This is a genomic window from Pantoea piersonii (assembly GCF_003612015.1).
Lineage (GTDB): Bacteria > Pseudomonadota > Gammaproteobacteria > Enterobacterales > Enterobacteriaceae > Pantoea > Pantoea piersonii.
On the sequence record NZ_RARB01000017.1, the window covers coordinates 1 to 26,352 of the forward strand.

A 26,352-nucleotide genomic window follows, 5' to 3' on the forward strand; every position below is an offset into this window, starting at 1 on the left:
TTTTTCAGCGATTTTCTCCGGCGGCTCAGCTGCCTGAGCCTCCTGAACACTGCGCTTCGTAAGCCGTTGTGCCGTGTCAGTGGAGGCGCATTATAGGGATCCGATTTAATTGCACAACCCTTTTTTCGATCTTTTTTTCTGGTTGGCGATAAATCCATCTCATTGCAGAGATCTTCAACGATCGCAGGCCTTTTTCCCTTGTCTGGCACTGCGATCCGCCCCAGTCTGTACGTGAATTGATAAGGAGAAAGTGAATGTCAGCCCTACGTCATTATAAAGAGAGTTACCCGCAGTGCGGTCAGCGCGTCATGATCGACGCTTCCAGCGTCGTTATCGGAGACGTCATTCTGGGGGATGACGCCAGCGTCTGGCCATTAGTCGCGATACGCGGCGATGTAAATCAGGTTCGTATCGGCGCGCGCACCAATATTCAGGACGGCAGCGTACTGCACGTTACACACAAATCCGCCAGCAACCCTCAGGGCTTTCCTTTAACGATTGGCGATGACGTGACCGTCGGCCATAAAGCGATGCTGCACGCCTGTATTATCGGTAATCGCGTGCTGGTAGGAATGGGATCGATCGTACTGGACGGTGCCATTATTGAAGATGACGTGATGATTGGCGCAGGCAGCCTGGTGCCGCCGGGCAAGCGTCTGGAGAGCGGCTATCTCTATCTAGGCAGCCCGGTCAGACAAGTGCGCCCGCTGAACGAGCAGGAGATCGCGGGCTTACTCTACTCCGCTAACAATTATGTTCGCTGGAAAGATGACTATCTCGCGGATACGAGCCAGACCCACTCCTGATCGTCGAACGCGTCGTTAATGATGGCCGCTTCCGCCTCTTCTTCCAAATCCCAGCGATGAGCGGTGAATAAGGCCATTGCCTCCCCCTGCCCGAAGCGTTGAGTCAGGGCTTCGGCAGAGATGGCGCAGGTCAGCACTATGCCGTTGACCAGCGCCGGAAAACAGACAGCCTCTTTATCAGCGTTCCACTCTTCGCGATCGGGAAACTGAATAGCCTGATTCATGGCTGCATTGCCTGTTTAAGCTGGGCAATAACCGGCGCAATTTCCGGCATCACGCCATGCCACAGCAGGAAAGCGTGCGCGGCCTGCCCCACCAGCATGCCAAGGCCATCCGCATATTGCTGCGCGCCGTGTTGCTCGCACCATTGCAGGAACGGCGTCGCGCCAGCCTGATAGAACATGTCGTAGCAGCGCACCTGAGCATTTATCAGCGAGCCTGGCAGTGGCGGAACCTCGCCGCTTACGCCGCTTGACGTCGCATTCACCACCAGGTCGAAGGTCCGCCCCGCCAGTTGCTCAAAGCCGCAGGCGTCAATCGCCCCATACTGGCTGAAGAGCTGCGCCAGCTCCTCTGCGCGCGCCTGCGTGCGGTTAACAACCGTCACGGCGCAGCCCGCAGAGAGCAGCGGCAGGATTACGCCGCGCGCCGCGCCGCCTGCTCCCACCAGCAAAATACGATCTCCCGGGCGGATCAAGGCAAGACGTTCAAGATCGCTCAGTAGCCCAATGCCGTCAGTATTGTCGCCCAGGATACGCCCGTCGCTGCCTTTTTTCAGGGTATTCACCGCGCCGGAGAGCGAGGCTCGTTCGCTCAGCTCATCGGCAAATTCGTACGCCTGCTGTTTAAAAGGCAGGGTGACGTTGGCGCCGCGTCCGCCCTGAGCAAAAAACGCAGCAATAGCGTCCGGAAAGGCGTCGAGCGGCGCACAGACGCGGCCATAACGATGCTCAATACCCGTCTGCTCAGCGAAGGCGAGATGAATCAAAGGGGACTTACTGTGACTGATGGGATTGCCGAATACCGCAAACTGATCCATGCATTAGCCCTGACGAATAAGGTTGCCGGTTAACACATCGCGAATTTCCGACGGATTCTGCCGTCCGCCGGTGTTACCCACCAGCACCGGAAAGGCTTCGCCGAATTGCGCCCTGACCGCCTCGACAGTACGACAAGGCTCTTCGCCCGACAGGTTAGCGCTGGTCGATACCAGTGGCTTGCCAAACGCGCGACAGAGCGCCTGTACATCAGGGTGATCGCTTACGCGGATTGCCAGCGAATCAAACCGCCCCGTCAGCCAGCGCGGCGTTTGTGGCGTGGCAGGCACGACAAAGGTTACCGGGCCAGGCCAGTGAGCGAACATGCGTTCACGCTGCTCGACGGTCAGCTCGCGGTCAGAGATATAGCGCTCCAGCTGAGCATAATCGGCTGCGATAAGGATCAATCCTTTCTCAACGGGACGCTGTTTCAATGCCAGCAGCGCCATTACGGCGCTTTCACTGTCCGGGTCGCAACCTAAACCAAAGACGGCTTCGGTTGGATAAGCAATAACGGCCTGCTGACGCAGCTGTTCGACGCAGTCCTCCAGCGAACCGGAAAAAGAGTGTTTTTGCATGATGTTATCTTAAGTCTCTGATGCGGCGGCCTTGCCGCAACTTTTACTGGCGCAGAAGCGTTTTACACCCTGCGCGGTTTTCTTCTCTACCAGCAATGGGAAATGACAGTGTGGGCATACGCCAGCGACTGGCGTAGCGTTAACGGCGAACTGGCAGGCCGGATAACGGTTACAGGCGTGGAAAGTCTTGCCGTAACGTGAACGACGCTGCACCAGCTTGCCTTCCAGGCATTGCGGGCAGGCAATAAGGGTTTCATCAGGTTTATCTATCGCTTCGCTATAGTCGCATTCAGGGTAGTGGCTACAGCCGATGAACATGCCGTAGCGTCCCTGACGCAGCGCTTTATCCTCGCCACACTGCGGGCAGGCGTGCCCTTCGAGCACCTTGACGATGTGGCCGTCAGCCTGATTTTTTAGCGGCCGAATATAGTCGCAAGCTGGATAATTTGTGCAGCCTAAAAAGGCGCCGTGTTTACCGCTGCGGATAACTAAATCTGCCCCGCAGGCGGGGCAGGGATCCTGTTTACGCACGGTGAAGAGTGCTGATTTGCTCATAACGATGGCTGCATAACGGATAATTAATGCAGCATGCCTTCATTGACGTCGAATAATAGTTCTTCCATCTGCTGATAGGCGTTTTCGCATCCCGGGAGATTGAACAACACCATCAGCACCACCCATTTGAGATCTTCCAGATCAAACTCGAGCGTGTCGAGCGCCATGACTCGTTCGATGACCATTTCGCGCGTTTCCATATTGAGCACCTGAATCTGCTCCAGGAACAGCAGGAAACCACGACATTCGGCATCTAAACGCTGGCCTTCTTCTTCCGTGTAGATGCGCATTGAAAGCGGATCGTTGGCTAGCAGAATCGGATCGACCAGGCCCTCCTGATAATCTGCCAGCTTTTCTAACCAGTTCAACGCATTGTAGATATCTTCACGATGAAAACCGGCATCGGTTAAGTCATCAGTCAATGTATCCTGATCAACCTGCATTTCTGCTTCGTTGTGGATATATGTCTCAAACAAGTACATTAGTACGTCGAACATGGCATGCCCTCCTCAATCGGACATAGCCGCCGGGTACAGCTGCGATCCATCCTGCTAACTCCAGCTCCAGCAGTTGGGCTGCAATCACTGGCACAGGTTGGCCGGCACGTTCAGCGACGACGTCAACAGGTGTAACCTCATCACCTACGTTAGCCAACACCTCAGCAAATGGCAATGGCGCATCGCCGCTCTCTCCAGAATATATTGCTTCCGGCTGTGTAAAAGGCAGCCAGTTAAACGCAGCGCGAAGATCTTCCACTATATCGGCAGGCTGCGCCACCAGCAGCGCTCCTTGCTGAATCAGCCAGTGCGTTCCCTCGCTGCCGGGACTGCCCAGCGCTCCCGGCAAAGCGTAGACATTGCGGTTTTGCTCCAGCGCATAGCGCGCAGTAACCAGCGAACCGCTTTTAATCGTCGCCTCCACCACCAGCACGCCCCGGCTCAGGCCGCTGATAACGCGGTTACGCCGCGGGAAGTTGAGCGCATGGGGCGGCGTCGTAAGAGGAAATTCAGAAACGACCGCCCCGCCTTTCTCCACAATCTCTGCTGCCAGCGCGCCATGACTTTTTGGATAGATATGCTGTAATCCGCTACCCAGCACCGCGACGGTTTTTCCCTGCGCCTCCAGCGCCGCGCGATGCGCGATGCCGTCTATGCCGCGCGCCAGTCCGCTGGTGATGGTCAGATCGCTCAGCGCCAGCTGTTGGGAAAACCATTCCCCCCACTGCCGCCCATAGTGTGAACAGTTACGGCTGCCGACAACCGCCAGCTGCATTGAGGAGAGCAAAGCGGGTTCGCCTTTTATGTAAAGCAGCGGCGGAAAGCGGTGAATCTCGCGTAAAGCGGCGGGATAGCCGTCGTCTAAAGCGGTCACCAGATGGTGAGCGTCGTTTTCGGCAAGCCACGCTTCGGTGGCAGCGATCTGACGTGACGAAAGATGGTAAAACTGGTGAATCTGCTGCTCGCTCAGACCGGCCGCTTTAAAGGTTAAGGAGGCGTCTTCTGTTTTATTAAGCGTTATCGCTGCCTCAAGCCAGCGTTTTCCGGTCAGGCCAGTTACGGCGGAAAGCCGCAAATAGCGCTCGATATTTCCCATAGTTGCTCCCTGCTTTACGTGCCGCTTCCTGCGGGTGAATGCTGTCAATCAGGCCTCAAAAAGTCTACAATATGAAGCAATAATCTTTTTTAATCGCATACAGATCTGGATATTTATGTCAGTTTTGCAGGTATTACATTTCCCTGACGATCGTCTCCGCAAAATCGCGGCGCCAGTGAAAGAAGTTAACGCTGAGATTCAGCGCATCGTCGACGATATGTTTGAAACCATGTACGCCGAAGAAGGTATTGGCCTGGCGGCAACGCAAGTGGATATCCACCAGCGCATCATCGTTATCGACGTGTCGGAAAACCGCGATGAGCGTCTGGTTCTGATTAACCCGGAGCTGCTGGATAAAAGCGGCGAAACCGGTATCGAAGAGGGCTGCCTCTCTATTCCTGAGCAGCGTGCCTTTGTTCCGCGCGCCGAGCGCGTCAAAGTGCGCGCGCTGGATCGCGAAGGCAACAGCTTTGAACTGGAAACCGACGGTTTGCTGGCTATCTGTATTCAGCATGAAATCGATCACCTCGACGGCAAACTGTTTATTGATTATCTGTCGCCGCTGAAGCGTCAACGCATCAAGCAAAAGCTGGAAAAATTGGCGCGCCAGAGCGCGCGTACTTCCTGACGGCCAAAGAAGAGATAACCGTGTCTGCTCCGCTGAAAATTATCTTCGCTGGCACACCTGATTTTGCAGCGCGTCATCTCGACGCGCTGCTTGCTTCTGAGCATCAGGTTGTCGGCGTCTTTACCCAACCCGATCGCCCCGCTGGTCGTGGTAACAAGCTAACGCCCAGCCCGGTGAAAACGCTGGCACAAACTCACGCCATTCCGGTATTTCAGCCGAAGTCGCTTCGCCCCGCTGAAAATCAGCAGCTGGTTGCTGATCTACAGGCGGATGTGATGGTCGTGGTCGCCTACGGCCTGATTTTACCGCAGGCGGTGCTGGCGATGCCGCGTCTCGGCTGCATCAACGTGCATGGCTCGCTGTTGCCGCGCTGGCGCGGCGCCGCGCCTATTCAGCGTTCGCTCTGGGCTGGCGACAGCGAAACCGGCGTGACCATCATGCAGATGGATGTCGGGCTGGATACCGGCGATATGCTGTATAAGCTTTGCTGTCCGATCACCGCGCAGGACACCAGCGCCACGCTGTATGACAAGCTGGCTCAGCTCGGCCCGCAGGGGCTGCTGGAAACGCTCTCTCAGCTGGCAGACGGCCGCGCGCAGCCGGAGAAGCAGGATGACGCGCAGGCTAACTACGCAGAGAAGCTCAGCAAAGAGGAAGCCCGTCTCGACTGGCAGCTCTCCGCCGCTCAGCTTGAACGCTGTATCCGCGCTTTTAATCCCTGGCCGGTAAGCTATTTTCTGATTGAGGATCAGCCGGTGAAAGTGTGGCAGGCAACTGTATTGCCGCACGTCGCAAAACAGCCGGGCGAGATCGTTGCGGCCGATAAGCACGGTATCCAGGTCGCCACTGCCGAAGGCGTTTTGAATCTTCAGCTGCTGCAGCCGGCCGGTAAAAAAGCGATGTCAGCGCAGGATCTGCTTAACTCGCGTCGCGAGTGGTTCACGCCAGGCCGCATTTTAGCCTGACTCCAGCCCGGCTCTGTCCGGGCTTTTTGTTTAATGACGTAACGCGAATGACTAAATCAACGAATCTGCGAAGCCTGACCGCTCAACTCATTGAGCGCGTGATTGATAAGGGCGAATCGCTCAGCGCGGTGCTGCCTGCCGCGCAAAAAAAAGTCTCCGATAAGGATGGCGCGCTGGTGCAGGAGCTCTGCTTCGGCGTGCTGCGCACGCTGCCGCAGCTCGAAGCCGTAATCGGCAAGCTGATGGCACGACCGCTGAATGGCAAACAGCGCGTGCTGCACTACCTCATTATGGTCGGCATCTATCAGCTGCTCTATACGCGCGTCCCTCCTCATGCCGCGCTGGCAGAGACCGTCGCCGGCGCCGAAGCGCTTAAGCGCGCAAATCTCAAAGGATTGATTAATGGCGTGCTGCGTCAGTTCCAGCGTCAGCAGGAAGAGCTGATCGCAGAGGTCGACCAGCAGCCGCAGCGATATCTGCATCCGACCTGGCTGCTGCAGCGTCTGCAAAAAGCCTGGCCGGAAAACTGGCAGCAGATTGTAGAAGCGAATAACCAGCGCCCGCCAATGTGGCTGCGCGTCAACCGTCAGCATCACAGCCGCGATAGCTGGCTGGCGCTGCTGAACGAGAGTGGAAAATCCGCGGTGGCCGACGACACGGCGCCGGATGCGTTGCGTCTTGAAACCCCTGCTCCAGTCGGCCAGCTGCCCGGCTTCGCTGACGGCTGGGTCACCGTTCAGGATCTTTCGGCTCAGCGCTGCGCCCTGCTGCTGGCGCCTGAAAATGGCGAGCAGATCCTCGATCTTTGCGCCGCGCCAGGCGGCAAGACAACGCATATTCTTGAGATCGCGCCGCAGGCTCAGGTGATGGCGGTCGATGTGGATGCCCAGCGTTTAACGCGCGTTAACGAGAATTTGCAGCGTCTCAATATGCAGGCAGAGGTTAAACAGGGCGACGGACGCACGCCAGAGGCGTGGTGCGGCGATCGCCAGTTCGATCGTATTTTGCTGGATGCGCCCTGCTCCGCCACCGGCGTTGTGCGTCGCCATCCCGATATCAAATGGCTGCGCCGCGATCGGGATATAGCCGAACTGGCCGCGCTGCAGCGCGATATTCTCGAGGCGGTCTGGACGCATCTGAAACCGGGCGGCACGCTGCTGTACGCAACCTGCTCGGTCCTGCCGGATGAGAACGAAGCGCAGATTACCGCCTTTCTGACGCGTCACGCCGACGCGCGCGCTGAAGCGTTGCCGGGCGGCAAAACAAGCGGCCTGCAGGTCTTCCCGACGGTTGAAGGCGGTGACGGGTTTTTCTACGCTAAGCTGGTAAAAGCGCACTAACTAAAGAGCATGATACGCAATGAAAATTATCATTCTTGGCGCCGGTCAGGTTGGCGGCACGCTGGCGGAAAACCTGGTCGGCGAAAACAATGACATTACGGTAGTTGATACCGATCCTGACCGCTTACGTCAGCTACAGGATAAATTTGATTTGCGCGTCGTTCAGGGCCACGGGTCGCATCCGCGTATTTTGCGCGAGGCAGGCGCAGAAGATGCCGATATGTTAGTTGCGGTCACCAGCTCTGATGAGACCAATATGGTGGCGTGTCAGATAGCCTACTCGCTGTTTAATACGCCTAACCGCATCGCGCGTATACGCGCGGCGGATTACCTGCGCGACGCAGAAAAACTCTTTATTCCCGAAGCGGTGCCGATTGATCATCTTATCTCGCCGGAACAGCTGGTGATCGAGAACATCTATCGCCTGATTCAGTACCCCGGCGCGCTGCAGGTAGTCAATTTCGCTGAAGGGCTGGTGAGTCTGGCAGTAGTCAAAGCCTATTATGGCGGGCCGCTGGTGGGTAATCCGCTCTCAATTCTACGCGAGCATATGCCGCATATTGATACCCGCGTTGCCGCCATTTTCCGCCAGGATCGGCCTATTCGTCCGCAAGGCTCGACTATTGTGGAAGCGGGAGACGAGGTCTTTTTTATCGCCGCCAGTCAGAATATCCGCGCGGTTATGAGCGAAATGCAGCGTCTGGAAAGGCCCTATAAACGCATCATGCTGGTGGGCGGCGGCAATATCGGTTTCGGCCTTGCGCAGCGGCTGGAAAAAAATTACAGCGTGAAGCTGATTGAGCGTAATCCACGCCGCGCTGCCGAACTGGCCGAGCAGCTTCAGGATACGATCGTCTTCTATGGCGACGCATCGGATCAGGAGCTGCTGGCGGAAGAGCACGTCGATCAGGTCGATCTTTTTATTGCGGTCACCAATGATGACGAAGCGAACATCATGTCGGCGATGCTGGCGAAAAAGATGGGTGCGAAAAAGGTGATGGTGCTGATCCAGCGTCGCGCCTATGTCGATCTGGTTCAGGGCAGCGTGATCGATATCGCTATCTCTCCCCAGCAGGCCACTATCTCGGCGCTGTTAGGTCACGTGCGTAAAGCGGATATTGTGGGCGTCTCTTCTTTACGACGCGGCATCGCTGAAGCAATCGAAGCTATTGCTCACGGCGACGAAACGACGTCGCGCGTGGTAGGACGAATGATCAATGATATTAAACTGCCGCCCGGTACGCTTATCGGCGCGGTAGTACGCGGCGAGGATGTGCTGATTGCCAAAGATAACCTGCGTATTGAGCAAGGCGATCATGTCATTATGTTCCTGACTGACAAAAAATTTGTGCCGGACGTCGAGCGCCTGTTTCAGCCAAGCCCTTTCTTTCTGTAAGCGCAACGGCGACAAGACTATTCCGACAAATGCCGCCGCTTAGATGGCAATTGCCGAAAGGTTTGTTAGACTTTAGAAATTGGCCAGGGCAAGGAGATAAGTATGAGTTTTTTCAAAGAGTTTCGTGATTTTGCAATGCGCGGCAACGTGGTTGATCTCGCCGTTGGTGTGATTATTGGCGCTGCGTTTGGCAAAATTGTCTCTTCACTGGTGGCAAACATTATCATGCCACCGCTGGGACTACTGATTGGCGGAGTGGACTTTAAACAGTTCAAATGGGTGCTTAAACCTGCCGAAGGCGCTACGCCGCCAGTCGTAATGGAGTACGGCGTATTTATTCAGACTGTGTTCGACTTCGTCATTGTGGCGTTCGCTATTTTTATCGCCATCAAACTGATGAATAAACTGCATAAGAAGAAAGAAGTCGAAAAACCCGTAGCGAAACCCTCTAACGAAGAGGTGCTGCTGAGTGAAATCCGCGATTTGCTGAAGCAGCAGAACGGAAAAATCTAAAACATAGCCGCCCGCGAGGCGGCTTTTTTATGCCCATAAAGCAGAAGGCCAGTGATAAGCGCTCTTCTTATCACTGGCCTCCCAACCGCCACGTTTCGCATGTTTATCTTTCCGCCGATAACTGCCTTTGCCTTTTTGCTTCTGCTCAATGCGCTGGCGGAACAGCGGGTCGTGTAATAAAGCCTGGATTGCGTTGTCGCGAATCTCGCCTTTGGTATGTTGATACTTACTCATAACCATCTCCTCGTTTAGACAGCGTAAATATATTCTCTTTACCGTAAAATTCAATCCCGCAGATGAGTGTGTTCCGGCCTGGGCTCCGTTCCCTGTTCGATCGCTTCCAGTATCGAACAATAGTCGCTGCTGTGCGCGGTGCCGCAGCAGGCGTCAGACAAACGCTGAAGCGAACGCTGCACGTTTTGCAGTTCACTAATCATCTTATTCACCTCTTCCAGACGCGCCTGAACGATCGCTTTCGATTCTTCGCAGGTATGGTGCGCGGGATCGACACGGATCGAGAGTAGATCGCGAATGGCGTCAAGACCGAAGCCAAGCTGGCGGCCGAAGCGGATAAATTTAAGACGCTGAAGATCGCTCTCGCTGTACAACCGAAAGCCACCCTCGGTACGGATCTCGTGCTCCATCATCTGCTGTTTTTCGTAGAAACGAATGGTATCGACGGTAACGTTCGCCAGCTTTGCCAGTTGCCCGATGCGGTACACTACTCCTCCTTTAACCAGCGTTCACGGATCGCTTCGCCGTAAGCGCCCTGTAAAAAATCGGTACTCATACCCGCCTGACGTAGCTGCAGTTCCAGCACAAGCAGACGCTTGCTCTGTTCACGGTAGCGTTGATCGTCAGGATCGATATTGCGCAGCAGATCGCTAATTTCCAGCGCTTCGCGCCGCATTTCCAGCTCTGGCGGCAAAAAGCCGGCGTTTTTCAGTAGCCGGTAGCCGCTGCGTAATTCTGCCGGTACATGACTGTCGTCATCCAGTTCGAGCGGCGCACCTTCGCCGGGCAGATCGCTGAGTTCGCCTTTCTCCTGCGCCGCACGAATATGCTGTTCAGCCAGCTGATCGATTAACCACATGAGCGTCTCCTGATTTAGCCAGTTAATTGAGCTTAACGGACGAGACAATTTTCAGGCAATAAAAAACCCGCCGAAGCGGGTTTTTTACGATGCTACAAATTACTCTGCAGCTTCTGCTTGAGCTTCTGGACGATCAACCAGCTCGATGTATGCCATCGGAGCGTTGTCACCAGCGCGGAAGCCACACTTCAGAATACGAGTGTAACCACCTGCACGGCTCGCGAAACGCGGGCCCAGCTCATTAAACAGTTTTGCCACGATCTCGTTATCACGAGTACGGGCGAATGCCAGACGACGATTAGCTACGCTGTCGGTCTTGGCAAGAGTAATCAGCGGCTCAACTACGCGGCGCAGCTCTTTGGCTTTCGGCAGAGTCGTCTTGATGATCTCGTGACGAACCAGAGAGCCAGCCATGTTGCGGAACATAGCCTGACGATGGCTGCTGTTGCGGTTCAGTTGACGACCACTCTTACGATGGCGCATGACCTTATCCTTCTCAGTGAAACCTTAACCTGTGATCCGGTTATTCATCAGCGATGCTTGCCGGCGGCCAGTTCTCAAGGCGCATGCCCAGAGAAAGACCACGTGAGGCGAGCACGTCTTTAATCTCGGTAAGAGATTTTTTACCCAGGTTAGGCGTTTTGAGCAGCTCAACCTCGGTACGCTGTACCAGATCACCGATGTAGTGGATAGCTTCTGCCTTAAGGCAGTTAGCAGAGCGGACAGTCAATTCCAGATCGTCAACAGGGCGCAGCAGGATCGGATCGAATTCTGGTTTCTCTTCTTTCACTTCCGGCTGACGTACATCACGTAAGTCAACGAAAGCTTCCAGTTGTTCTGCCAGGATGGTCGCCGCACGACGAATCGCCTCTTCAGGATCGATTGTGCCGTTGGTTTCCATTTCGATGACCAGCTTGTCCAGGTCGGTGCGCTGTTCTACACGCGCTGCTTCAACATTGTAGGCGATACGGTCTACAGGGCTGTAGCAAGCGTCGACCAACAGGCGGCCGATTGGGCGCTCATCTTCTTCCGAATGAATTCGGGCAGAAGCCGGCACATAACCACGACCACGCTGAACTTTGATACGCATGCTGATAGCGGCGTTCTCATCGGTCAGGTGACAGATCACGTGCTGCGGCTTGACGATTTCGACATCACCATCATGGGTAATGTCGGCTGCAGTCACAGGGCCAATGCCAGATTTATTCAAGGTCAGAATGACTTCATCTTTACCCTGAACTCTTACCGCCAGCCCTTTCAGGTTGAGCAGGATTTCCAGGATATCTTCCTGTACGCCCTCTTTGGTGCTGTACTCATGCAGTACACCATCAATTTCAACCTCGGTCACCGCGCAACCCGGCATGGAAGAAAGCAGAATACGGCGCAGTGCGTTACCAAGAGTATGGCCAAAGCCACGCTCTAAAGGCTCAAGGGTCACCTTGGCGTGCGTCGAACTCACTTGCTCGATATCTACCAGGCGCGGTTTTAGAAACTCTGTCACAGAACCCTGCATTGTGTCCTCTCTTTGGTACTAAGCTTTACTTGGAGTAAAGCTCGACGATCAGGTGTTCGTTAATGTCCGCAGACAGATCGGTACGCTCAGGAATACGCTTGAACACACCTTCCATCTTAGTCGCATCAACTTCCAGCCAGGTTGGCTTTTCACGCTGCTCAGCCAGCTCCAGAGCGGCCTTCACGCGAGATTGCTTTTTGGCTTTCTCGCGGATGCTTACGACATCATTCGGAGATACCTGATAAGAAGCGATGTTAACAACGCGGCCGTTAACCATTACAGACTTGTGGCTGACCAGCTGGCGTGCTTCTGCACGAGTGGCGCCGAAGCCCATACGGTAAACTACGTTATCCAGACGACCTTCCAGCAGAGCTAACAGGTTTTCACCGGTGTTGCCTTTCAGACGTGCTGCTTCTTTATAGTAGTTGCGGAACTGACGTTCCAGCACGCCGTAGATACGACGAACTTTCTGTTTTTCACGCAACTGGCCGCCGTAATCAGACAGACGCGGTTTACGCGCACCATGCTGACCAGGGGCTTGTTCAATTTTACACTTGGAATCAATCGCGCGAACGCCAGACTTCAGGAAAAGGTCTGTGCCCTCACGACGGCTCAGCTTGAGCTTAGGACCCAAATATCTTGCCATTTTCTTTCTCCAACTATCCTAAAAACGCGGCGTTATACGCGACGTTTTTTCGGCGGACGACAACCGTTGTGAGGGATCGGAGTCACATCAGTAATATTAGTGATGCGGAAACCTGCGGCGTTCAGAGCACGAATAGTTGATTCGCGACCCGGACCCGGACCCTTAACCATAACTTCCAGGTTCTTAATACCGTAATCTTTCACGGCTTCTGCACAGCGCTCTGCAGCGACCTGAGCAGCAAACGGAGTAGATTTACGTGAACCGCGGAAACCGGAACCACCGGCGGTTGCCCAACCCAGCGCGTTACCCTGACGATCAGTAATGGTAACGATGGTGTTGTTAAAAGAAGCATGGACATGAGCCACGCCATCTGAGACTTGCTTTCTTACACGCTTACGTGCACGAACTGGTGCCTTTGCCATTATTTACTCACCCCGATTATTTCTTGATCGGTTTGCGCGGACCCTTACGGGTACGTGCATTGGTCTTGGTACGCTGACCGCGAACCGGCAGACCACGACGATGGCGCAAACCACGGTAGCAACCAAGGTCCATAAGACGCTTGATGCTCAGGGTGATTTCACGGCGCAGATCACCTTCAACAACGAATTTACCAACTGCATCACGCAGCTGATCAATTTGTTCTTCAGACAGCTCACTGATCTTAACATCTTCAGCGATACCCGTTGCAGCGCAAATGGCTTTAGAACGGGTCTTGCCGATACCGAAAATCGAAGTTAATGCGATAACGGTGTGTTTATGATCAGGAATGTTAATGCCTGCTATACGGGCCACTATGCACTCCTATAATTAAATAAATGCGCCCCATGCTGAAAAGCCCGTTTTCAGGATACTCAAATGGAAACGCATTGACATACAAAAGATTGGCTGGCTAATCTAGCCAGCTCAACCCGACTTTGCAAGAAAAATATGTGAAAAAATCAGCCCTGGCGCTGTTTATGCTTAGGCTCGGCGCTGCAAATCACACGTACGACACCGTCGCGACGGATGATTTTGCAGTTACGACATAATTTCTTGACGGAAGCACGAACTTTCATTTTTACTCTCCGTAACTTCTCAAGCGCCTGAATTAACGGCCGTAGCCTTTCAGGTTTGCTTTCTTCAATGCAGACTCGTACTGACTAGACATCATCAGAGTTTGCACTTGAGCCATAAAGTCCATGATGACGACCACTACGATGAGCAGTGATGTACCGCCAAAGTAGAAGGGAACTTTCATCGCATCACGCATGAACTCCGGGATCAGGCAAATAAAAGTAATGTACAGTGCGCCGATTAAGGTCAGACGCGTCATTACTTTATCGATATACTTCGCCGTTTGCTCTCCCGGACGAATTCCCGGTACGAATGCACCAGACTTCTTCAGGTTATCTGCCGTTTCGCGCGGGTTGAAAACCAACGCCGTGTAGAAAAAGCAGAAGAAGATGATTGCAGTCGCATAGAGTAGCACATATAGCGGCTGTCCTGGCTGCAAATACAGCGAAATTGTTGTCAGCCAGTTCCAACCGGTACCGCCCCCGAACCAGGATGCTATCGTCGCGGGGAACAGGATAATGCTGGAAGCGAAAATTGCCGGGATTACACCCGCCATGTTCACTTTCAACGGTAAATGTGTGCTCTGTGCAGCGTATACACGACGACCTTGCTGACGTTTCGCATAGTTCACCACAATGCGGCGTTGACCACGCTCAACGAAAACAACGAAGAAGGTCACTGCAAATACAAGAACTGCAACCAACAGCAACAGGAGGAAGTGCAGGTCGCCTTGCCGCGCTTGCTCGATGGTATGGCCAATGGCCGGCGGAAGTCCCGCAACAATACCCGCGAAGATAATGATCGAAATACCGTTGCCGATACCTCGTTCAGTAATCTGTTCGCCCAGCCACATCAGGAACATCGTCCCGGTTACCAGGCTTACAACAGCGGTAAAGTAGAAGGCAAAGCCTGGATTAAGCACCAGGCCCTGCATTCCAGGCATATTCGGTAAACCGGTAGCAATACCGATTGACTGAAATATTGCCAATACCAACGTACCGTAGCGGGTGTACTGGCTAATCTTACGACGGCCAGCCTCCCCTTCCTTCTTAATCTCCGCTAACGCTGGATGAACCACCGTAAGCAGCTGGATAATAATAGAGGCCGAAATATACGGCATAATACCCAGCGCGAAGATTGAAGCACGGCTGAGAGCACCACCAGAGAACATGTTGAACATTTCAATGATGGTGCCACGCTGTTGCTCAAGCAGTTTGGCAAGTACAGCGGCATCAATACCAGGGATCGGAATAAAAGAGCCAATTCGGAAGACAATCAGTGCACCGATAACAAACAGCAGTCTGCGTTTCAGTTCACCAAATCCACCCTTGGCACTTTGAAAATCTAATCCCGGTTGTTTAGCCATCTGCTACTTATTCCTCGATTTTACCGCCAGCAGCTTCGATTGCAGCACGAGCACCTTTGGTGACACGCAGACCGCGAACCGTTACCGGTGCAGAAACTTCACCAGACAGAATCACTTTCGCGAATTCAATCTGAACACCGATAATGTTGGCTGCTTTCAGCGTGCTCAGGTCAACGATACCGCCTTCCACTTTCGCCAGATCAGACAGACGCACTTCTGCAGTCACGAATGATTTACGCGAGGTGAAGCCGAATTTCGGCAGACGACGGTACAGAGGCATCTGACCACCCTCGAAACCGCGACGTACGCCACCGCCAGAACGAGAGTTCTGACCTTTGTGACCACGACCACCGGTTTTGCCGAGGCCAGAACCGATACCACGACCCAGACGCTTGGAAGCGTGCTTAGAGCCTTCGGCCGGAGACAGAGTATTTAAACGCATCTGTTACTCCTCTACTTTCAGCATGTAAGAAATCGCGTTGACCATACCGCGTACAGCAGGCGTGTCTTCACGCTCAACGGTGTGGCCAATACGACGCAGACCCAGACCAACCAGAGTGGCTTTATGCTTAGGCAGGCGGCCGATTGAGCTACGGGTTTGAGTGATTTTAATAGTCTTAGCCATCGTGATTACCCCAGAATTTCTTCAACGGATTTACCACGCTTGGCAGCGACCATTTCTGGAGAATTCATATTTTCCAGGCCGTCGATAGTTGCACGAACCACGTTGATCGGGTTAGTGGAACCATAGGCTTTAGCCAGAACGTTATGAACTCCAGCGACTTCCAGAACGGCGCGCATTGCACCGCCGGCGATGATACCGGTACCTTCAGAAGCCGGCTGCATGAACACGCGGGAACCCGTGTGCGCACCTTTAACCGGGTGCTGCAGGGTGCCGTTGGTCAGCGCGACATTAATCATGTTGCGACGGGCTTTCTCCATCGCTTTCTGGATCGCTGCCGGAACTTCGCGCGCTTTACCGTAACCAAAACCAACGCGGCCGTTACCATCACCCACTACAGTCAGTGCGGTGAAGGAAAAGATACGACCACCTTTCACAGTTTTAGAAACACGGTTTACCGCGATCAGTTTTTCCTGCAGTTCGCCAGCTTGTTTCTCGATGTGTGACATCCTAGACCTCTACCTTAGAACTGAAGGCCAGCTTCACGAGCAGCATCTGCCAGTGCCTGGACACGACCATGATATTGGAAACCGGAACGGTCGAAAGAAACATCTTTGATGCCTTTTTCGATTGCGCGCTCAGCAATAGCTTTACCTACTGCGGCAGCTGCATCTTTGTTGCCGGTGTACTTCAGTTGTTCAGAGATAGCTTTTTCTACAGTAGAAGCAGCAACCAGAACTTCGGAACCGTTCGGGGCGATTACCTGTGCGTAAATGTGACGCGGGGTACGATGTACCACCAGGCGAGTAGCACCCAGCTCTTTGAGCTTGCGACGTGCACGGGTCGCACGACGGATACGAGCAGATTTCTTATCCATAGTGTTACCTTACTTCTTCTTAGCCTCTTTGATACGCACGACTTCGTCGGCGTAACGGACACCCTTGCCTTTGTAAGGCTCAGGACGACGGTAGGCGCGCAAGTCAGCTGCAACCTGGCCGATCAGTTGTTTATCAGCGCCTTTCAGCACGATTTCAGTCTGAGTCGGACATTCTGCAGAGATACCCGCGGGCAGCTGATGATCAACTGGGTGAGAAAAACCCAGTGACAGGTTAACCACGTTGCCTTTAACGGCAGCACGATAACCAACACCAACCAGCTGCAGCTTCTTAGTGAAGCCTTCGGTAACACCGATAACCATGCCGTTCAGCAGCGCACGAGCGGTACCCGCTTGCGCCCAGCCGTTTGCAAAACCGTCGCGCGGAGCGAAGGTCAGTGCATTGTCAGCATGCTTAACTTCTACGGCATTATTGATAGTACGAGTCAGCTCGCCGTTTTTACCTTTAATCGAAATTACCTGACCGTCGAGTTTTACCTCTACGCCGGCAGGAACAACGACAGGTGCTTTAGCAACACGAGACATAGTTTCCTCCGATTACGCTACGTAGCAGATAATTTCGCCGCCAAGACCAGCCTGGCGCGCTGCACGATCAGTCATGACACCTTTAGAGGTAGAAATAACAGCAATACCTAAACCCGCCATAACTTTCGGCAGCTCATCTTTTTTCTTATAGATGCGCAGACCTGGGCGGCTGACACGCTGAATGCTTTCTACAACAGCTTTACCCTGGAAATACTTAAGAGTCAGTTCCAGTTCCGGCTTGATGTCGCCTTCGATTTTGAAATCTTCAATATAACCTTCTTCCTTCAGCACGTTGGCAATTGCCACTTTCAGCTTGGAGGAAGGCATGGTGACCGCAGCTTTGTTCGCGGCCTGACCGTTACGGATACGGGTCAGCATATCCGCGATCGGATCTTGCATGCTCATCTGTCTTTACTCCCGTGATTCAATTGGTGACAATTACCAGCTAGCCTTTTTCAGACCCGGGATTTCACCGCGCATAGCGGCTTCACGGACCTTGATACGGCTCAACCCGAACTTCCGCAGGAAACCGTGCGGACGACCTGTTTGACGGCAGCGGTTACGCTGACGAGACGGGCTGGAATCACGCGGCAGAGTCTGCAGCTTGAGAACAGCGTTCCAACGATCTTCGTCGGAAGCGTTCACATCAGAAATGATCGCTTTCAGTTCAGCGCGTTTTGCGAAGAATTTGTCTGCTAATTTCACACGCTTAACTTCGCGTGCTTTCATTGATTGCTTAGCCATTAAGTAACCCTACCTTACTTGCGGAACGGGAAGTCAAAGGCAGTCAGCAGAGCACGGCCTTCATCATCAGATTTCGCAGTAGTGGTAATGGTGATATCCAAACCACGAACGCGATCGACTTTGTCGTAGTCGATTTCTGGGAAGATGATCTGCTCACGAACGCCCATGCTGTAGTTGCCACGACCATCGAAAGACTTCGCGGACAGACCACGGAAGTCGCGGATACGCGGTACAGCAATGGTGATCAGACGCTCAAAGAACTCCCACATGCGCTCGCCGCGCAGAGTTACTTTACAGCCGATCGGATAGCCCTGACGGATTTTGAAGCCTGCAACTGATTTGCGTGCTTTGGTGACCAGCGGTTTTTGACCGGAGATTGCTGCCAGGTCAGCTGCTGCGTTTTCCAGCAGTTTCTTGTCAGCGATCGCTTCACCAACACCCATGTTCAGGGTGATCTTCTCGACCCGAGGGACTTGCATGACAGAAGTGTAGCCAAACTCTGTCATGAGTTTCTGGACTACTTCGTCTTTGTAGTAATCATGCAGTTTCGCCATCGTACTACTCCAAATTACTTGATAGTTTCGCTGTTAGACTTGAAGAAACGGACTTTTTTGCCGTCTTCGAATCTAAAGCCTACACGGTCAGCCTTACCGGTTGCCGCATTGAAAAGCGCAACGTTAGAAACCTGAATAGCGGCTTCTTTTTCAACGATGCCACCCGGTTGGTTCAGAGCCGGAACCGGCTTCTGGTGTTTCTTAACCAGGTTGATGCCTTCAACGATGACCTTGCCAGAAGACAGGACATTCTTAACTTTACCGCGCTTACCTTTATCTTTGCCGGTCAGCACGATAACTTCGTCGTTACGACGGATTTTCGCTGCCATTGTTCGCTCCTTAGAGTACTTCTGGTGCCAGAGAGATAATTTTCATGAACTTTTCAGTACGAAGTTCACGAGTTACCGGCCCAAAAATACGTGTTCCGATTGGCTGCTCGCTGTTATTGTTCAAAATAACGCATGCGTTACCATCGAAGCGAATGACAGAACCGTCCGGGCGACGAACACCCTTCCTGGTGCGCACCACTACCGCCTTCAGGACATCACCTTTTTTCACCTTACCACGCGGAATTGCTTCCTTGATGGTAACTTTGATGATATCGCCGACGCCTGCGTAGCGACGGTGCGAGCCACCCAGAACCTTGATACACATTACGCTACGTGCACCGGAGTTGTCGGCGACGTTCAGCATAGTCTGTTCTTGGATCATTTTAGTGCTCCGCTAATGTCAACTACTACTTCGGGACCCAAACTTCAGGTCGTTAGAAAGCCCCATATTTGAGGGCGCGGCATTATAACACCGGTTCTCACAGATGGGTAGAAAAAATGAACGGCTCAACAATGGGGCCGCTTATTTTCCCTGATAACAGGGAGGGCGTATTCTAGGGAATAGTCTCAGCAGTAGCAAATGTAATCTGCCTTATTTTTCGACACTCGCCATTACCGCCTCATCTAACGCCTTTACATCCTCTGCGGAACGACCAGCTGAATAAGCAAATAGCGCTCCTTCGGCAGGTCAATAACCGCTAACGTCTCTCTACATGGCGCCCATTTGCTCTGATGACGCGACGGCAACCTGTGCCTGATTACTGAAGCTCCGCGTTGTCCATGCGCAGCACCGGCACAATAGATGAAGCGAGACGTTTGCCTTACGGCACCAGTGTCGGTAAAGACACAGCGCGATGCTGTACTGATCAGGCCCTGTGCTGCGCCTGCCAGACACTCTTCCCTGCCCTGGCGGGTTGCTGGGCTTACCTTGCTGGCAGCATACTAACGTTATCCTGGCGAGAACGGATGTCGCCGTTATTCTGCGCCGGTCAGGGCATCCTGCTTCTGTTCCACAGCTGGCGCGAGAAGCGACAGCATTGCCGCCGCCTTGATGCGGCGTTGAATGAAATGGCAGACACAATTAATGCGTGATGGGAAATGAGCCGAGCGAGAGGCAAAAAAAAACCCTCTGCCGAAGCAGAGGGTTTCTTCAGAAAAAACTGTTCTTATTACAGAACCGCTTTCTCAATAACGCGAACCAGAGTCCAGGACTTAGTCTTGGACAGCGGACGGGTTTCGCGGATTTCAACCACGTCACCAATACCGCATTCGTTGTTCTCGTCATGGATGTGCAGCTTAGTCGTACGCTTAATGAATTTACCGTAGATCGGGTGCTTCACGAAACGCTCGATAGCGACAACTGCAGATTTCTGCATTTTGTCACTAACAACACGACCTTGCAGAGTACGGATTTTATCGGTCATTACGCACCCGCCTTCTCAGTCAGTAAAGTCTTAACGCGTGCAACATCACGGCGAACCTGTTTCAGCAGATGGGTCTGCTGCAGTTGGCCAGATGCTGCCTGCATGCGCAGGTTAAACTGCTCACGCAGCAGATTCAGCAGCTCAGTGTTCAGCTCTTCGACGCTTTTTTCACGCAGCTCAGTTGCTTTCATTACATCACCGTCTTAGTAACAAAGGTGGTTTTGATAGGCAGTTTTGCTGCTGCCAGCTTGAAGGCTTCACGGGCCAGCTCTTCTGGTACGCCGTCCATTTCATACAGGACTTTACCAGGCTGAATCAGGGCAACCCAATACTCCACGTTACCCTTACCTTTACCCATACGCACTTCCAGCGGCTTCTCGGTGATCGGTTTGTCCGGGAATACACGGATCCAGATCTTACCTTGACGCTTAACTGCACGGGTCATAGCACGACGTGCTGCTTCGATCTGACGAGCAGTCAGACGACCACGGCCAACAGCTTTCAGACCGAAAGTACCGAAGCTAACATCCGTACCCTGCGCCAGACCGCGGTTGCGGCCTTTGTGCACTTTACGGAATTTTGTACGCTTTGGTTGTAACATCAGCGACTCTCCTTACTTACGGCCTTTACGCTGCTGCTTTTTAGGTTGAGCAGCCGGTTCCGGTTGTTCAACAGCAGCCATACCACCCAGGATCTCGCCTTTGAAGATCCATACCTTAACGCCGATTACACCATAAGTGGTGTGCGCTTCTGAGGTGTTGTAGTCAATGTCAGCACGCAGAGTGTGCAACGGTACGCGACCTTCACGGTACCATTCGGTACGTGCGATCTCAGCACCGCCCAGACGGCCGCTAACTTCAACTTTGATACCTTTCGCGCCCAGACGCATGGCGTTCTGAACAGCACGCTTCATCGCACGACGGAACATCACACGACGCTCCAGCTGTGAAGTGATGCTGTCAGCAACCAGTTTCGCGTCCAGTTCCGGCTTACGGACTTCGGCGATATTGATCTGTGCAGGTACGCCAGCGATATTCGCGACGACCGTACGCAGTTTCTCTACGTCTTCACCCTTTTTACCGATAACGATACCCGGGCGAGCGGTGTGAATGGTCACACGGATGCTCTTAGCCGGACGCTCGATAACGATGCGGGATACAGACGCTTTTGCCAGTTCTTTAGTCAGGAACTGACGAACTTTAAAATCGCTGTCCAGGTTGTCAGCGAATTCTTTGGTGTTCGCAAACCAGGTAGAGTTCCATGGTTTTACAATACCCAGGCGAATACCATTAGGATGTACTTTCTGACCCATTGCTAGTCTCCAGAGTCTCAGCGATCGGACACAACCACAGTAATGTGGCTGGTGCGCTTCAGGATGCGATCTGCACGACCTTTAGCACGCGGCATAATGCGCTTCATGCTCGGGCCTTCGTCTACGAAAATTTTCGCGACTTTCAGATCGTCGATATCAGCGCCATCGTTGTGTTCGGCGTTAGCAATGGCAGATTCCAGGACCTTCTTAACCAGTACAGCCGCTTTCTTGTTGGTGTAGGTCAGAATATCCAGAGCCTGCGACACTTTCTTACCGCGAATCAGGTCAGCCACAAGGCGAACCTTCTGAGCAGAAGAACGAGCATGGCGATGTTGAGCAATAGTTTCCATCTCTTCCTCCTACTTATTTCTTCTTGGCTTTCTTATCAGCAGCGTGGCCGCGATAAGTACGTGTCGGTGCAAATTCACCCAGCTTGTGGCCGACCATTTCGTCGGAAACAAAGACAGGAACGTGCTGACGACCATTATGGACAGCGATGGTCAAACCGATCATGTTAGGGAAGATCGTTGAACGACGGGACCAGGTGCGCAGGGGCTTCTTGTCTCCGCTTTCCACCGCTTTCTCTACCTTCTTCAGCAAGTGCAGGTCAATAAAAGGACCTTTCTTGAGAGAACGTGGCATGGCTTATCCTCTAAAATTATTTGCTACGGCGACGTACGATAAATTTATCAGTACGCTTGTTGCTACGGGTCTTCTTACCTTTGGTCTGAACGCCCCACGGAGTTACCGGGTGCTTACCAAAGTTACGACCTTCACCACCACCGTGCGGGTGATCTACTGGGTTCATCGCGGTACCGCGAACGGTCGGACGAACACCACGCCAACGAGTTGCACCCGCTTTACCCAGAACGCGCAGCATATGCTCAGCGTTGCCGACTTCGCCCAGGGTTGCGCGGCAATCAGCTTCGATTTTACGCATTTCGCCTGAACGCAGACGCAGGGTAACGTAGGAGCCTTCACGCGCAACGATCTGCACGTAAGCGCCAGCAGAGCGAGCGATCTGACCGCCTTTGCCCGGCTTCATTTCTACGTTGTGTACAGTAGAACCCACCGGGATGTTACGCATCGGCAGGGTGTTACCTGCTTTGATCGCAGCATCAACGCCAGACTGAATCTGGTCGCCGGCTTTCAGGCCTTTAGGGGCCAGGATATAACGGCGCTCGCCGTCTTTGTACAGAACCAGTGCGATGTTCGCAGAACGGTTCGGATCGTACTCAAGACGCTCAACAACTGCCGGGATACCATCTTTGTTGCGTTTGAAGTCAACAATACGGTAAGCCTGCTTGTGACCACCACCGATATGACGGGTAGTGATACGACCATTGTTGTTACGACCACCGGATTTGCTGTTCTTTTCGATCAGCGGGGCAAAAGGTTTGCCCTTGTGCAGCTCAGGGTTTACCACTTTAACGACGTGGCGACGACCCGGAGATGTCGGTTTACATTTAACAACTGCCATTGTCTTTCTCCTCCGACTTACTCAGCGCCGCCGACGAAGTCCAGGTTCTGGCCTTCCTTCAGGGTGACGTAAGCTTTTTTCCAGTCGCTGCGACGACCGATACGCTGTCCGTGACGCTTAGTTTTCCCTTTAACAACCAGGGTATTCACGTCTTTAACTTCTACTTCGAACAGTTTTTCAACAGCAGCAACGATCTCTGCTTTGGTCGCGTCTTTCGCAACTTTGAGAACGATGGTGTTGGTTTTTTCCATCGCAGCAGACGCTTTTTCAGATACGTGCGGCGCGCGCAGTACTTTCAGCAGACGTTCTTCACGGATCATGCCAGCATCTCCTCAACTTGCTTAACTGCATCAGCAGTCATAACGACTTTGTCGAAGGCGATCAGGCTAACTGGGTCGATACCCGCTGCATCGCGCACGTCAACCTTGTACAGGTTGCGCGCAGCCAGGAACAGATTCTCATCCAGTTCACCGGTGATGATCAGCACGTCTTCCAGCGCCATGTCTTTCAGTTTCTGTACCAGCAGCTTGGTTTTCGGTGCTTCTACAGAGAACGTCTCGACAACGATCAGACGATCTTGACGTACCAGTTCGGACAGGATGCTTTTCAGCGCGCCGCGGTACATCTTTTTGTTAACTTTTTGACTGTGGTCCTGCGGACGCGCAGCGAAGGTCACGCCACCTGAACGCCAGATCGGGCTCTTTACAGAACCTGAACGCGCACGGCCGGTGCCTTTCTGACGCCACGGCTTTTTGCCTGAACCAGTTACTTCAGCACGCGTTTTCTGCGCGCGGGTACCCTGACGGGCGCCTGCAGCGTATGCAACAACAACCTGGTGAACCAGCGCTTCGTTGAAATCACGACCGAAGGTAGTTTCGGAAACAGTCAGCGCGCTCTGCGCGTCTTTCAGTACTAATTCCATTGCTATCCCCTTACGCCTTCACAGCTGGTTTAACGATCAGGTCGCTGCCGGTTGCTCCCGGGACAGCACCTTTCACCAGCAGCAGGTTGCGCTCAGCGTCAACACGTACCACATCCAGGCTCTGAACGGTTACGCGCTCATTACCCAGCTGACCTGCCATTTTCTTGCCCTTGAACACTTTGCCCGGAGTCTGGTTCTGACCGATAGAACCCGGAACGCGGTGAGAAAGGGAGTTACCGTGAGTAGCGTCCTGGGTACGGAAGTTCCAGCGCTTAACGGTACCTGCGAAACCTTTACCTTTAGAGGTACCGGTTACGTCTACTTTTTTAACGTCAGCGAAAATTTCAACACTGATGCTCTGGCCAACTGAGTACTCTTCACCTTCAGCAGTGCGGAATTCCCACAGACCACGGCCGGCTTCAACGCCAGCTTTAGCAAAATGACCAGCTTCAGGTTTGGTCACACGGTTCGCTTTTTTCGCACCGGTGGTAACCTGGATTGCCTGGTAACCATCGTTCTCCAGGCCTTTGACCTGAGTAACGCGGTTTGCTTCAACTTCGATTACGGTTACTGGGATTGAAACGCCGTCTTCAGTGAAGACGCGGGTCATGCCCACTTTTTTACCGACTAAACCAATCATTGTATCAACCTCTCAATCGCTCGATGACCTGATTAACCCAGGCTGATCTGCACGTCTACACCGGCAGCCAGATCCAGACGCATCAGAGCATCAACGGTTTTTTCAGTTGGCTCAACGATGTCTACCAGACGCTTGTGAGTGCGGATTTCGTACTGATCGCGCGCATCTTTGTTAACGTGCGGAGAGATCAGAACGGTGAAGCGCTCTTTGCGAGTCGGCAGCGGGATCGGACCGCGAACCTGCGCACCAGTGCGCTTGGCAGTCTCAACGATTTCCGCGGTTGATTGATCGATCAGACGATGATCAAACGCTTTAAGACGGATACGGATTCTTTGGTTCTGCATGAGACCAGAGCTCCAAACTTTTTATAGACGAAAAAAATTACTACTCGCACCCATTACGATTGATGGGAGAGTGTAATCGTTCAGCATATAACTCCACAATTGGGAGTATTGTCAGGCGACCTAACATGCTGCCGCCTGCGATTCTGCTCGAATCGCGCCTGCTAATATTGGCAGGCCCGCGCATTATACGTAAATCTGCTCAGGAAGCAACCCGCGTTCTGTTTTTAACCTTATTTTCTGGTGGCGTTATTACCATTGGCGGTGAAGAAGTGAAGAACCGGGGAGTGGAAGAGCAAAAGAGGCACAAATGGAAACAAGCCCGCTTAGCGCCTGATGGCGGCGAAAGCGGGCTCTCTTAATGCGTTATTCACGACTGGACTACCCTTCTTCTCTGATTTGCGCCTGCAGGTAGTTCTGGATACCCATCTTGCTGATAAGATCGAGCTCGGTTTCGATCCAGTCGATATGGTGCTCTTCATCCGCAAGGATTTCGATCATCATGTCACGGCTGACGTAATCATGTACCTTATCAGCGTAAGCGATAGCTTCGCGCAGGTCCTTCGCCCCTTCCAGCTCCAGCTGGAGATCGGAACGCAGCATCTCCTCGACATCTTCGCCAATTCGCAACCGGCCTAAATCCTGCAGGTTCGGAATTCCCTCAAGAAACAGAATGCGCTCAATATACTTATCGGCGTGCTTCATCTCGTCGATGGATTCGTGATACTCCGTGTCGTTGAGGCGCATCAGGCCCCAGTTTTTGAACATCCGCGCGTGAAGAAAGTACTGATTAATCGCAACCAGTTCATTTCCCAGCAGTTTATTCAAATGGCTTATGATTTTAATGTCGCCCTTCATTTTGCTTCCTCCGCTTCCAGTTAAGTTAGAGCGTAGATGCGGATAAAAAGAAGTCAAAAAAACGCGACAAAATCTGTGGGTATTAAGAACAGCGCGCTGGGGTCAGGCAATTTCTTTATAGAGCGGCACGCTTTGCAGCTCTTCTTCCATGATTTCCCGCGCCACACGGATACATTTGCCGCACTGCTTCCCGACAGGAACCAGCTGACGCAGCTGCTGGATAGATTTTGGCTGATAGCGGCGAACCGCTTCGCGAAGGGTTTTATCACTGACGGCGTTACACAAACAGACGTACATTTACTGCTCACCTCGATCATTTTATGATCAAAGCTTAAATGAGAATAATTTTTATTTCAAACCCAGAGTTAGTGTGGATAACGCGCTTCGGGCAGACTTAAGGCATAAAAAAAGAGCACCGAAGTGCTCTTTTCTGCTCTGGTGGCCCGAAGGCCACCTCGCTAACGCAATTAAGCGATAACTTCAGCAACAACGCCCGCGCCAACGGTACGGCCGCCTTCGCGGATTGCGAAGCGCAGACCCTGGTCCATCGCGATCGGATGGATCAGAGTAACGGTCATTTTGATGTTGTCGCCCGGCATTACCATCTCAACGCCTTCCGGC

At 53.1% G+C, this 26,352-nt stretch carries 47 protein-coding genes; 7 read left to right on the forward strand and 40 right to left on the reverse strand.

The window, feature by feature from the left end:
- The first annotated feature begins 254 nt into the window (after positions 1-254).
- Positions 255-806, forward strand: coding sequence for a gamma carbonic anhydrase family protein (locus D7S44_RS22545; RefSeq protein WP_120458448.1), 552 nt, complete (start codon positions 255-257; stop codon positions 804-806).
- Here the strand turns inward: D7S44_RS22545 and D7S44_RS22550 are convergent.
- From D7S44_RS22550 to dprA, 6 genes are read right to left on the reverse strand one after another with little or no spacing between them, the layout of a single operon-like run.
- Positions 773-1,030 (reverse strand): DUF1488 family protein, encoded by a 258-nt coding sequence (locus D7S44_RS22550; protein ID WP_120458449.1) that lies wholly within the window; start codon positions 1,028-1,030, stop codon positions 773-775. The two genes, D7S44_RS22545 and D7S44_RS22550, sit on opposite strands and share 34 nt — an antisense overlap.
- A complete protein-coding gene (gene aroE / locus D7S44_RS22555) occupies positions 1,027-1,845 on the reverse strand; it encodes a shikimate dehydrogenase (protein ID WP_120458450.1) in 819 nt (272 codons plus the stop codon). The genes D7S44_RS22550 and aroE overlap by 4 nt, the downstream gene beginning before the upstream one ends.
- Positions 1,846-1,848: 3 nt before the next feature.
- Positions 1,849-2,421 carry an L-threonylcarbamoyladenylate synthase type 1 TsaC gene (tsaC, locus tag D7S44_RS22560; RefSeq protein WP_120458451.1) on the reverse strand — a complete coding sequence of 191 codons (573 nt, stop codon included), beginning with the start codon at positions 2,419-2,421 and terminating at the stop codon, positions 1,849-1,851.
- A gap of 9 nt (positions 2,422-2,430) precedes the next feature.
- Positions 2,431-2,976 (reverse strand): DNA topoisomerase family protein, encoded by a 546-nt coding sequence (locus tag D7S44_RS22565; RefSeq protein ID WP_120458452.1) that lies wholly within the window; start codon positions 2,974-2,976, stop codon positions 2,431-2,433.
- A 23-nt stretch (positions 2,977-2,999) separates the two neighbouring features.
- Positions 3,000-3,473 carry a DUF494 family protein Smg gene (gene smg, locus D7S44_RS22570; RefSeq protein ID WP_033752918.1) on the reverse strand — a complete coding sequence of 158 codons (474 nt, stop codon included), beginning with the start codon at positions 3,471-3,473 and terminating at the stop codon, positions 3,000-3,002.
- Complete coding sequence (gene dprA / locus D7S44_RS22575) at positions 3,445-4,569, reverse strand: DNA-protecting protein DprA (RefSeq protein ID WP_120458453.1); 1,125 nt, start codon at positions 4,567-4,569, stop codon at positions 3,445-3,447. Before dprA ends, smg begins: the two co-directional genes overlap by 29 nt.
- Positions 4,570-4,684: 115 nt before the next feature.
- Between dprA and def the strand changes: the two genes are divergently transcribed.
- From def to mscL, 5 genes are all read left to right on the forward strand, one after another.
- The gene (gene def, locus D7S44_RS22580; protein ID WP_120458454.1) at positions 4,685-5,197 is read left to right on the forward strand and encodes a peptide deformylase; all 513 of its coding nucleotides are present in this window, start codon (positions 4,685-4,687) and stop codon (positions 5,195-5,197) included.
- A 20-nt stretch (positions 5,198-5,217) separates the two neighbouring features.
- Positions 5,218-6,162 carry a methionyl-tRNA formyltransferase gene (fmt, locus tag D7S44_RS22585; RefSeq protein WP_120458455.1) on the forward strand — a complete coding sequence of 315 codons (945 nt, stop codon included), beginning with the start codon at positions 5,218-5,220 and terminating at the stop codon, positions 6,160-6,162.
- A 47-nt stretch (positions 6,163-6,209) separates the two neighbouring features.
- Positions 6,210-7,502, forward strand: a complete 1,293-nt coding sequence (rsmB, locus tag D7S44_RS22590) for a 16S rRNA (cytosine(967)-C(5))-methyltransferase RsmB (protein ID WP_120458456.1) — start codon at positions 6,210-6,212, stop codon at positions 7,500-7,502.
- A 19-nt stretch (positions 7,503-7,521) separates the two neighbouring features.
- On the forward strand, positions 7,522-8,898 hold the full coding sequence (trkA, locus tag D7S44_RS22595; protein WP_033752924.1) for a Trk system potassium transporter TrkA: 1,377 nt from the start codon (positions 7,522-7,524) through the stop codon (positions 8,896-8,898).
- Between the two features lie 102 nt (positions 8,899-9,000).
- A complete protein-coding gene (mscL, locus tag D7S44_RS22600; protein WP_120458457.1) occupies positions 9,001-9,411 on the forward strand; it encodes a large-conductance mechanosensitive channel protein MscL in 411 nt (136 codons plus the stop codon).
- A 27-nt stretch (positions 9,412-9,438) separates the two neighbouring features.
- Here the strand turns inward: mscL and D7S44_RS22605 are convergent, their stop codons facing one another.
- From D7S44_RS22605 to rpsJ, 31 genes are all read right to left on the reverse strand, one after another.
- Positions 9,439-9,645: an alternative ribosome-rescue factor A gene (locus D7S44_RS22605; RefSeq protein WP_120458458.1), complete on the reverse strand. Its 207-nt coding sequence runs from the start codon at positions 9,643-9,645 to the stop codon at positions 9,439-9,441.
- A 50-nt stretch (positions 9,646-9,695) separates the two neighbouring features.
- On the reverse strand, positions 9,696-10,133 hold the full coding sequence (zntR, locus tag D7S44_RS22610) for a Zn(2+)-responsive transcriptional regulator (protein WP_120458459.1): 438 nt from the start codon (positions 10,131-10,133) through the stop codon (positions 9,696-9,698).
- Positions 10,133-10,504, reverse strand: a complete 372-nt coding sequence (locus tag D7S44_RS22615; RefSeq protein WP_120458460.1) for a DnaJ family domain-containing protein — start codon at positions 10,502-10,504, stop codon at positions 10,133-10,135. The genes zntR and D7S44_RS22615 overlap by 1 nt, the downstream gene beginning before the upstream one ends.
- Before the next feature lie 99 nt (positions 10,505-10,603).
- Positions 10,604-10,987 carry a 50S ribosomal protein L17 gene (gene rplQ / locus D7S44_RS22620; RefSeq protein ID WP_120458461.1) on the reverse strand — a complete coding sequence of 128 codons (384 nt, stop codon included), beginning with the start codon at positions 10,985-10,987 and terminating at the stop codon, positions 10,604-10,606.
- Positions 10,988-11,027: 40 nt separating this feature from the next.
- Entirely contained in the window at positions 11,028-12,017 is a 990-nt protein-coding gene (locus D7S44_RS22625; RefSeq protein WP_003850179.1) for a DNA-directed RNA polymerase subunit alpha, read from the reverse strand.
- Positions 12,018-12,042: 25 nt separating this feature from the next.
- Positions 12,043-12,663, reverse strand: coding sequence for a 30S ribosomal protein S4 (gene rpsD, locus D7S44_RS22630; RefSeq protein WP_010618555.1), 621 nt, complete (start codon positions 12,661-12,663; stop codon positions 12,043-12,045).
- A 32-nt stretch (positions 12,664-12,695) separates the two neighbouring features.
- Complete coding sequence (rpsK, locus tag D7S44_RS22635; RefSeq protein ID WP_004160563.1) at positions 12,696-13,085, reverse strand: 30S ribosomal protein S11; 390 nt, start codon at positions 13,083-13,085, stop codon at positions 12,696-12,698.
- A 16-nt stretch (positions 13,086-13,101) separates the two neighbouring features.
- Positions 13,102-13,458 (reverse strand): 30S ribosomal protein S13, encoded by a 357-nt coding sequence (gene rpsM, locus D7S44_RS22640; protein ID WP_033752934.1) that lies wholly within the window; start codon positions 13,456-13,458, stop codon positions 13,102-13,104.
- A gap of 146 nt (positions 13,459-13,604) precedes the next feature.
- On the reverse strand, positions 13,605-13,721 hold the full coding sequence (gene rpmJ / locus D7S44_RS22645; protein ID WP_004160566.1) for a 50S ribosomal protein L36: 117 nt from the start codon (positions 13,719-13,721) through the stop codon (positions 13,605-13,607).
- A 32-nt stretch (positions 13,722-13,753) separates the two neighbouring features.
- Positions 13,754-15,085 (reverse strand): preprotein translocase subunit SecY, encoded by a 1,332-nt coding sequence (gene secY / locus D7S44_RS22650; protein ID WP_033752936.1) that lies wholly within the window; start codon positions 15,083-15,085, stop codon positions 13,754-13,756.
- Positions 15,086-15,092: 7 nt separating this feature from the next.
- Positions 15,093-15,527, reverse strand: coding sequence for a 50S ribosomal protein L15 (gene rplO / locus D7S44_RS22655; RefSeq protein WP_033752938.1), 435 nt, complete (start codon positions 15,525-15,527; stop codon positions 15,093-15,095).
- A gap of 3 nt (positions 15,528-15,530) precedes the next feature.
- On the reverse strand, positions 15,531-15,710 hold the full coding sequence (gene rpmD / locus D7S44_RS22660) for a 50S ribosomal protein L30 (protein WP_021186404.1): 180 nt from the start codon (positions 15,708-15,710) through the stop codon (positions 15,531-15,533).
- 5 nt (positions 15,711-15,715) lie between these two features.
- Positions 15,716-16,216: a 30S ribosomal protein S5 gene (gene rpsE / locus D7S44_RS22665; protein WP_033792403.1), complete on the reverse strand. Its 501-nt coding sequence runs from the start codon at positions 16,214-16,216 to the stop codon at positions 15,716-15,718.
- A gap of 14 nt (positions 16,217-16,230) precedes the next feature.
- Positions 16,231-16,584 carry a 50S ribosomal protein L18 gene (gene rplR, locus D7S44_RS22670; protein WP_033752941.1) on the reverse strand — a complete coding sequence of 118 codons (354 nt, stop codon included), beginning with the start codon at positions 16,582-16,584 and terminating at the stop codon, positions 16,231-16,233.
- A gap of 9 nt (positions 16,585-16,593) precedes the next feature.
- Positions 16,594-17,127 (reverse strand): 50S ribosomal protein L6, encoded by a 534-nt coding sequence (gene rplF / locus D7S44_RS22675; protein ID WP_033752942.1) that lies wholly within the window; start codon positions 17,125-17,127, stop codon positions 16,594-16,596.
- Between the two features lie 12 nt (positions 17,128-17,139).
- Positions 17,140-17,532, reverse strand: a complete 393-nt coding sequence (gene rpsH, locus D7S44_RS22680) for a 30S ribosomal protein S8 (protein WP_033752943.1) — start codon at positions 17,530-17,532, stop codon at positions 17,140-17,142.
- A gap of 33 nt (positions 17,533-17,565) precedes the next feature.
- Positions 17,566-17,871, reverse strand: coding sequence for a 30S ribosomal protein S14 (gene rpsN, locus D7S44_RS22685; protein ID WP_120458462.1), 306 nt, complete (start codon positions 17,869-17,871; stop codon positions 17,566-17,568).
- A gap of 14 nt (positions 17,872-17,885) precedes the next feature.
- Positions 17,886-18,425, reverse strand: coding sequence for a 50S ribosomal protein L5 (gene rplE / locus D7S44_RS22690; RefSeq protein WP_033752947.1), 540 nt, complete (start codon positions 18,423-18,425; stop codon positions 17,886-17,888).
- Positions 18,426-18,439: 14 nt separating this feature from the next.
- Entirely contained in the window at positions 18,440-18,754 is a 315-nt protein-coding gene (gene rplX / locus D7S44_RS22695) for a 50S ribosomal protein L24 (protein ID WP_003850150.1), read from the reverse strand.
- A 10-nt stretch (positions 18,755-18,764) separates the two neighbouring features.
- Positions 18,765-19,136, reverse strand: a complete 372-nt coding sequence (rplN, locus tag D7S44_RS22700; protein WP_120458463.1) for a 50S ribosomal protein L14 — start codon at positions 19,134-19,136, stop codon at positions 18,765-18,767.
- Between the two features lie 787 nt (positions 19,137-19,923).
- Positions 19,924-20,178 carry a 30S ribosomal protein S17 gene (gene rpsQ, locus D7S44_RS22705; protein ID WP_033752951.1) on the reverse strand — a complete coding sequence of 85 codons (255 nt, stop codon included), beginning with the start codon at positions 20,176-20,178 and terminating at the stop codon, positions 19,924-19,926.
- Entirely contained in the window at positions 20,178-20,369 is a 192-nt protein-coding gene (gene rpmC, locus D7S44_RS22710) for a 50S ribosomal protein L29 (RefSeq protein ID WP_025902044.1), read from the reverse strand. Before rpmC ends, rpsQ begins: the two co-directional genes overlap by 1 nt.
- Positions 20,369-20,779: a 50S ribosomal protein L16 gene (gene rplP / locus D7S44_RS22715; protein WP_002438716.1), complete on the reverse strand. Its 411-nt coding sequence runs from the start codon at positions 20,777-20,779 to the stop codon at positions 20,369-20,371. Before rplP ends, rpmC begins: the two co-directional genes overlap by 1 nt.
- 12 nt (positions 20,780-20,791) lie before the next feature.
- The gene (gene rpsC / locus D7S44_RS22720; RefSeq protein ID WP_009087585.1) at positions 20,792-21,490 is read right to left on the reverse strand and encodes a 30S ribosomal protein S3; all 699 of its coding nucleotides are present in this window, start codon (positions 21,488-21,490) and stop codon (positions 20,792-20,794) included.
- Positions 21,491-21,507: 17 nt separating this feature from the next.
- On the reverse strand, positions 21,508-21,840 hold the full coding sequence (rplV, locus tag D7S44_RS22725; RefSeq protein ID WP_007891659.1) for a 50S ribosomal protein L22: 333 nt from the start codon (positions 21,838-21,840) through the stop codon (positions 21,508-21,510).
- Positions 21,841-21,853: 13 nt separating this feature from the next.
- On the reverse strand, positions 21,854-22,132 hold the full coding sequence (rpsS, locus tag D7S44_RS22730) for a 30S ribosomal protein S19 (protein WP_001138115.1): 279 nt from the start codon (positions 22,130-22,132) through the stop codon (positions 21,854-21,856).
- A 16-nt stretch (positions 22,133-22,148) separates the two neighbouring features.
- The gene (gene rplB, locus D7S44_RS22735) at positions 22,149-22,970 is read right to left on the reverse strand and encodes a 50S ribosomal protein L2 (RefSeq protein ID WP_033752967.1); all 822 of its coding nucleotides are present in this window, start codon (positions 22,968-22,970) and stop codon (positions 22,149-22,151) included.
- Positions 22,971-22,987: 17 nt separating this feature from the next.
- Positions 22,988-23,290, reverse strand: coding sequence for a 50S ribosomal protein L23 (gene rplW / locus D7S44_RS22740; protein ID WP_033752969.1), 303 nt, complete (start codon positions 23,288-23,290; stop codon positions 22,988-22,990).
- Positions 23,287-23,892, reverse strand: a complete 606-nt coding sequence (rplD, locus tag D7S44_RS22745) for a 50S ribosomal protein L4 (protein WP_033752971.1) — start codon at positions 23,890-23,892, stop codon at positions 23,287-23,289. The genes rplW and rplD overlap by 4 nt, the downstream gene beginning before the upstream one ends.
- Positions 23,893-23,902: 10 nt before the next feature.
- Complete coding sequence (gene rplC / locus D7S44_RS22750) at positions 23,903-24,532, reverse strand: 50S ribosomal protein L3 (protein ID WP_033792404.1); 630 nt, start codon at positions 24,530-24,532, stop codon at positions 23,903-23,905.
- Between the two features lie 32 nt (positions 24,533-24,564).
- Positions 24,565-24,876, reverse strand: a complete 312-nt coding sequence (gene rpsJ / locus D7S44_RS22755) for a 30S ribosomal protein S10 (protein ID WP_001181005.1) — start codon at positions 24,874-24,876, stop codon at positions 24,565-24,567.
- Between the two features lie 125 nt (positions 24,877-25,001).
- Here rpsJ and D7S44_RS22760 point away from each other — a divergent pair, with 125 nt between their 5' ends.
- Positions 25,002-25,235: a hypothetical protein gene (locus tag D7S44_RS22760; RefSeq protein WP_120458464.1), complete on the forward strand. Its 234-nt coding sequence runs from the start codon at positions 25,002-25,004 to the stop codon at positions 25,233-25,235.
- Between the two features lie 19 nt (positions 25,236-25,254).
- On the opposite strand, the gene bfr is transcribed toward D7S44_RS22760, so the two are convergent.
- The 3 genes from bfr to D7S44_RS22775 form a co-directional block, all read right to left on the reverse strand.
- Positions 25,255-25,731: a bacterioferritin gene (bfr, locus tag D7S44_RS22765; RefSeq protein ID WP_120458465.1), complete on the reverse strand. Its 477-nt coding sequence runs from the start codon at positions 25,729-25,731 to the stop codon at positions 25,255-25,257.
- Positions 25,732-25,833: 102 nt separating this feature from the next.
- Entirely contained in the window at positions 25,834-26,028 is a 195-nt protein-coding gene (gene bfd / locus D7S44_RS22770) for a bacterioferritin-associated ferredoxin (RefSeq protein WP_120458466.1), read from the reverse strand.
- 170 nt (positions 26,029-26,198) lie between these two features.
- The coding region (locus D7S44_RS22775; protein WP_473234700.1) for an EF-Tu C-terminal domain-related protein at positions 26,199-26,352 on the reverse strand (154 nt) is incomplete at its 5' end.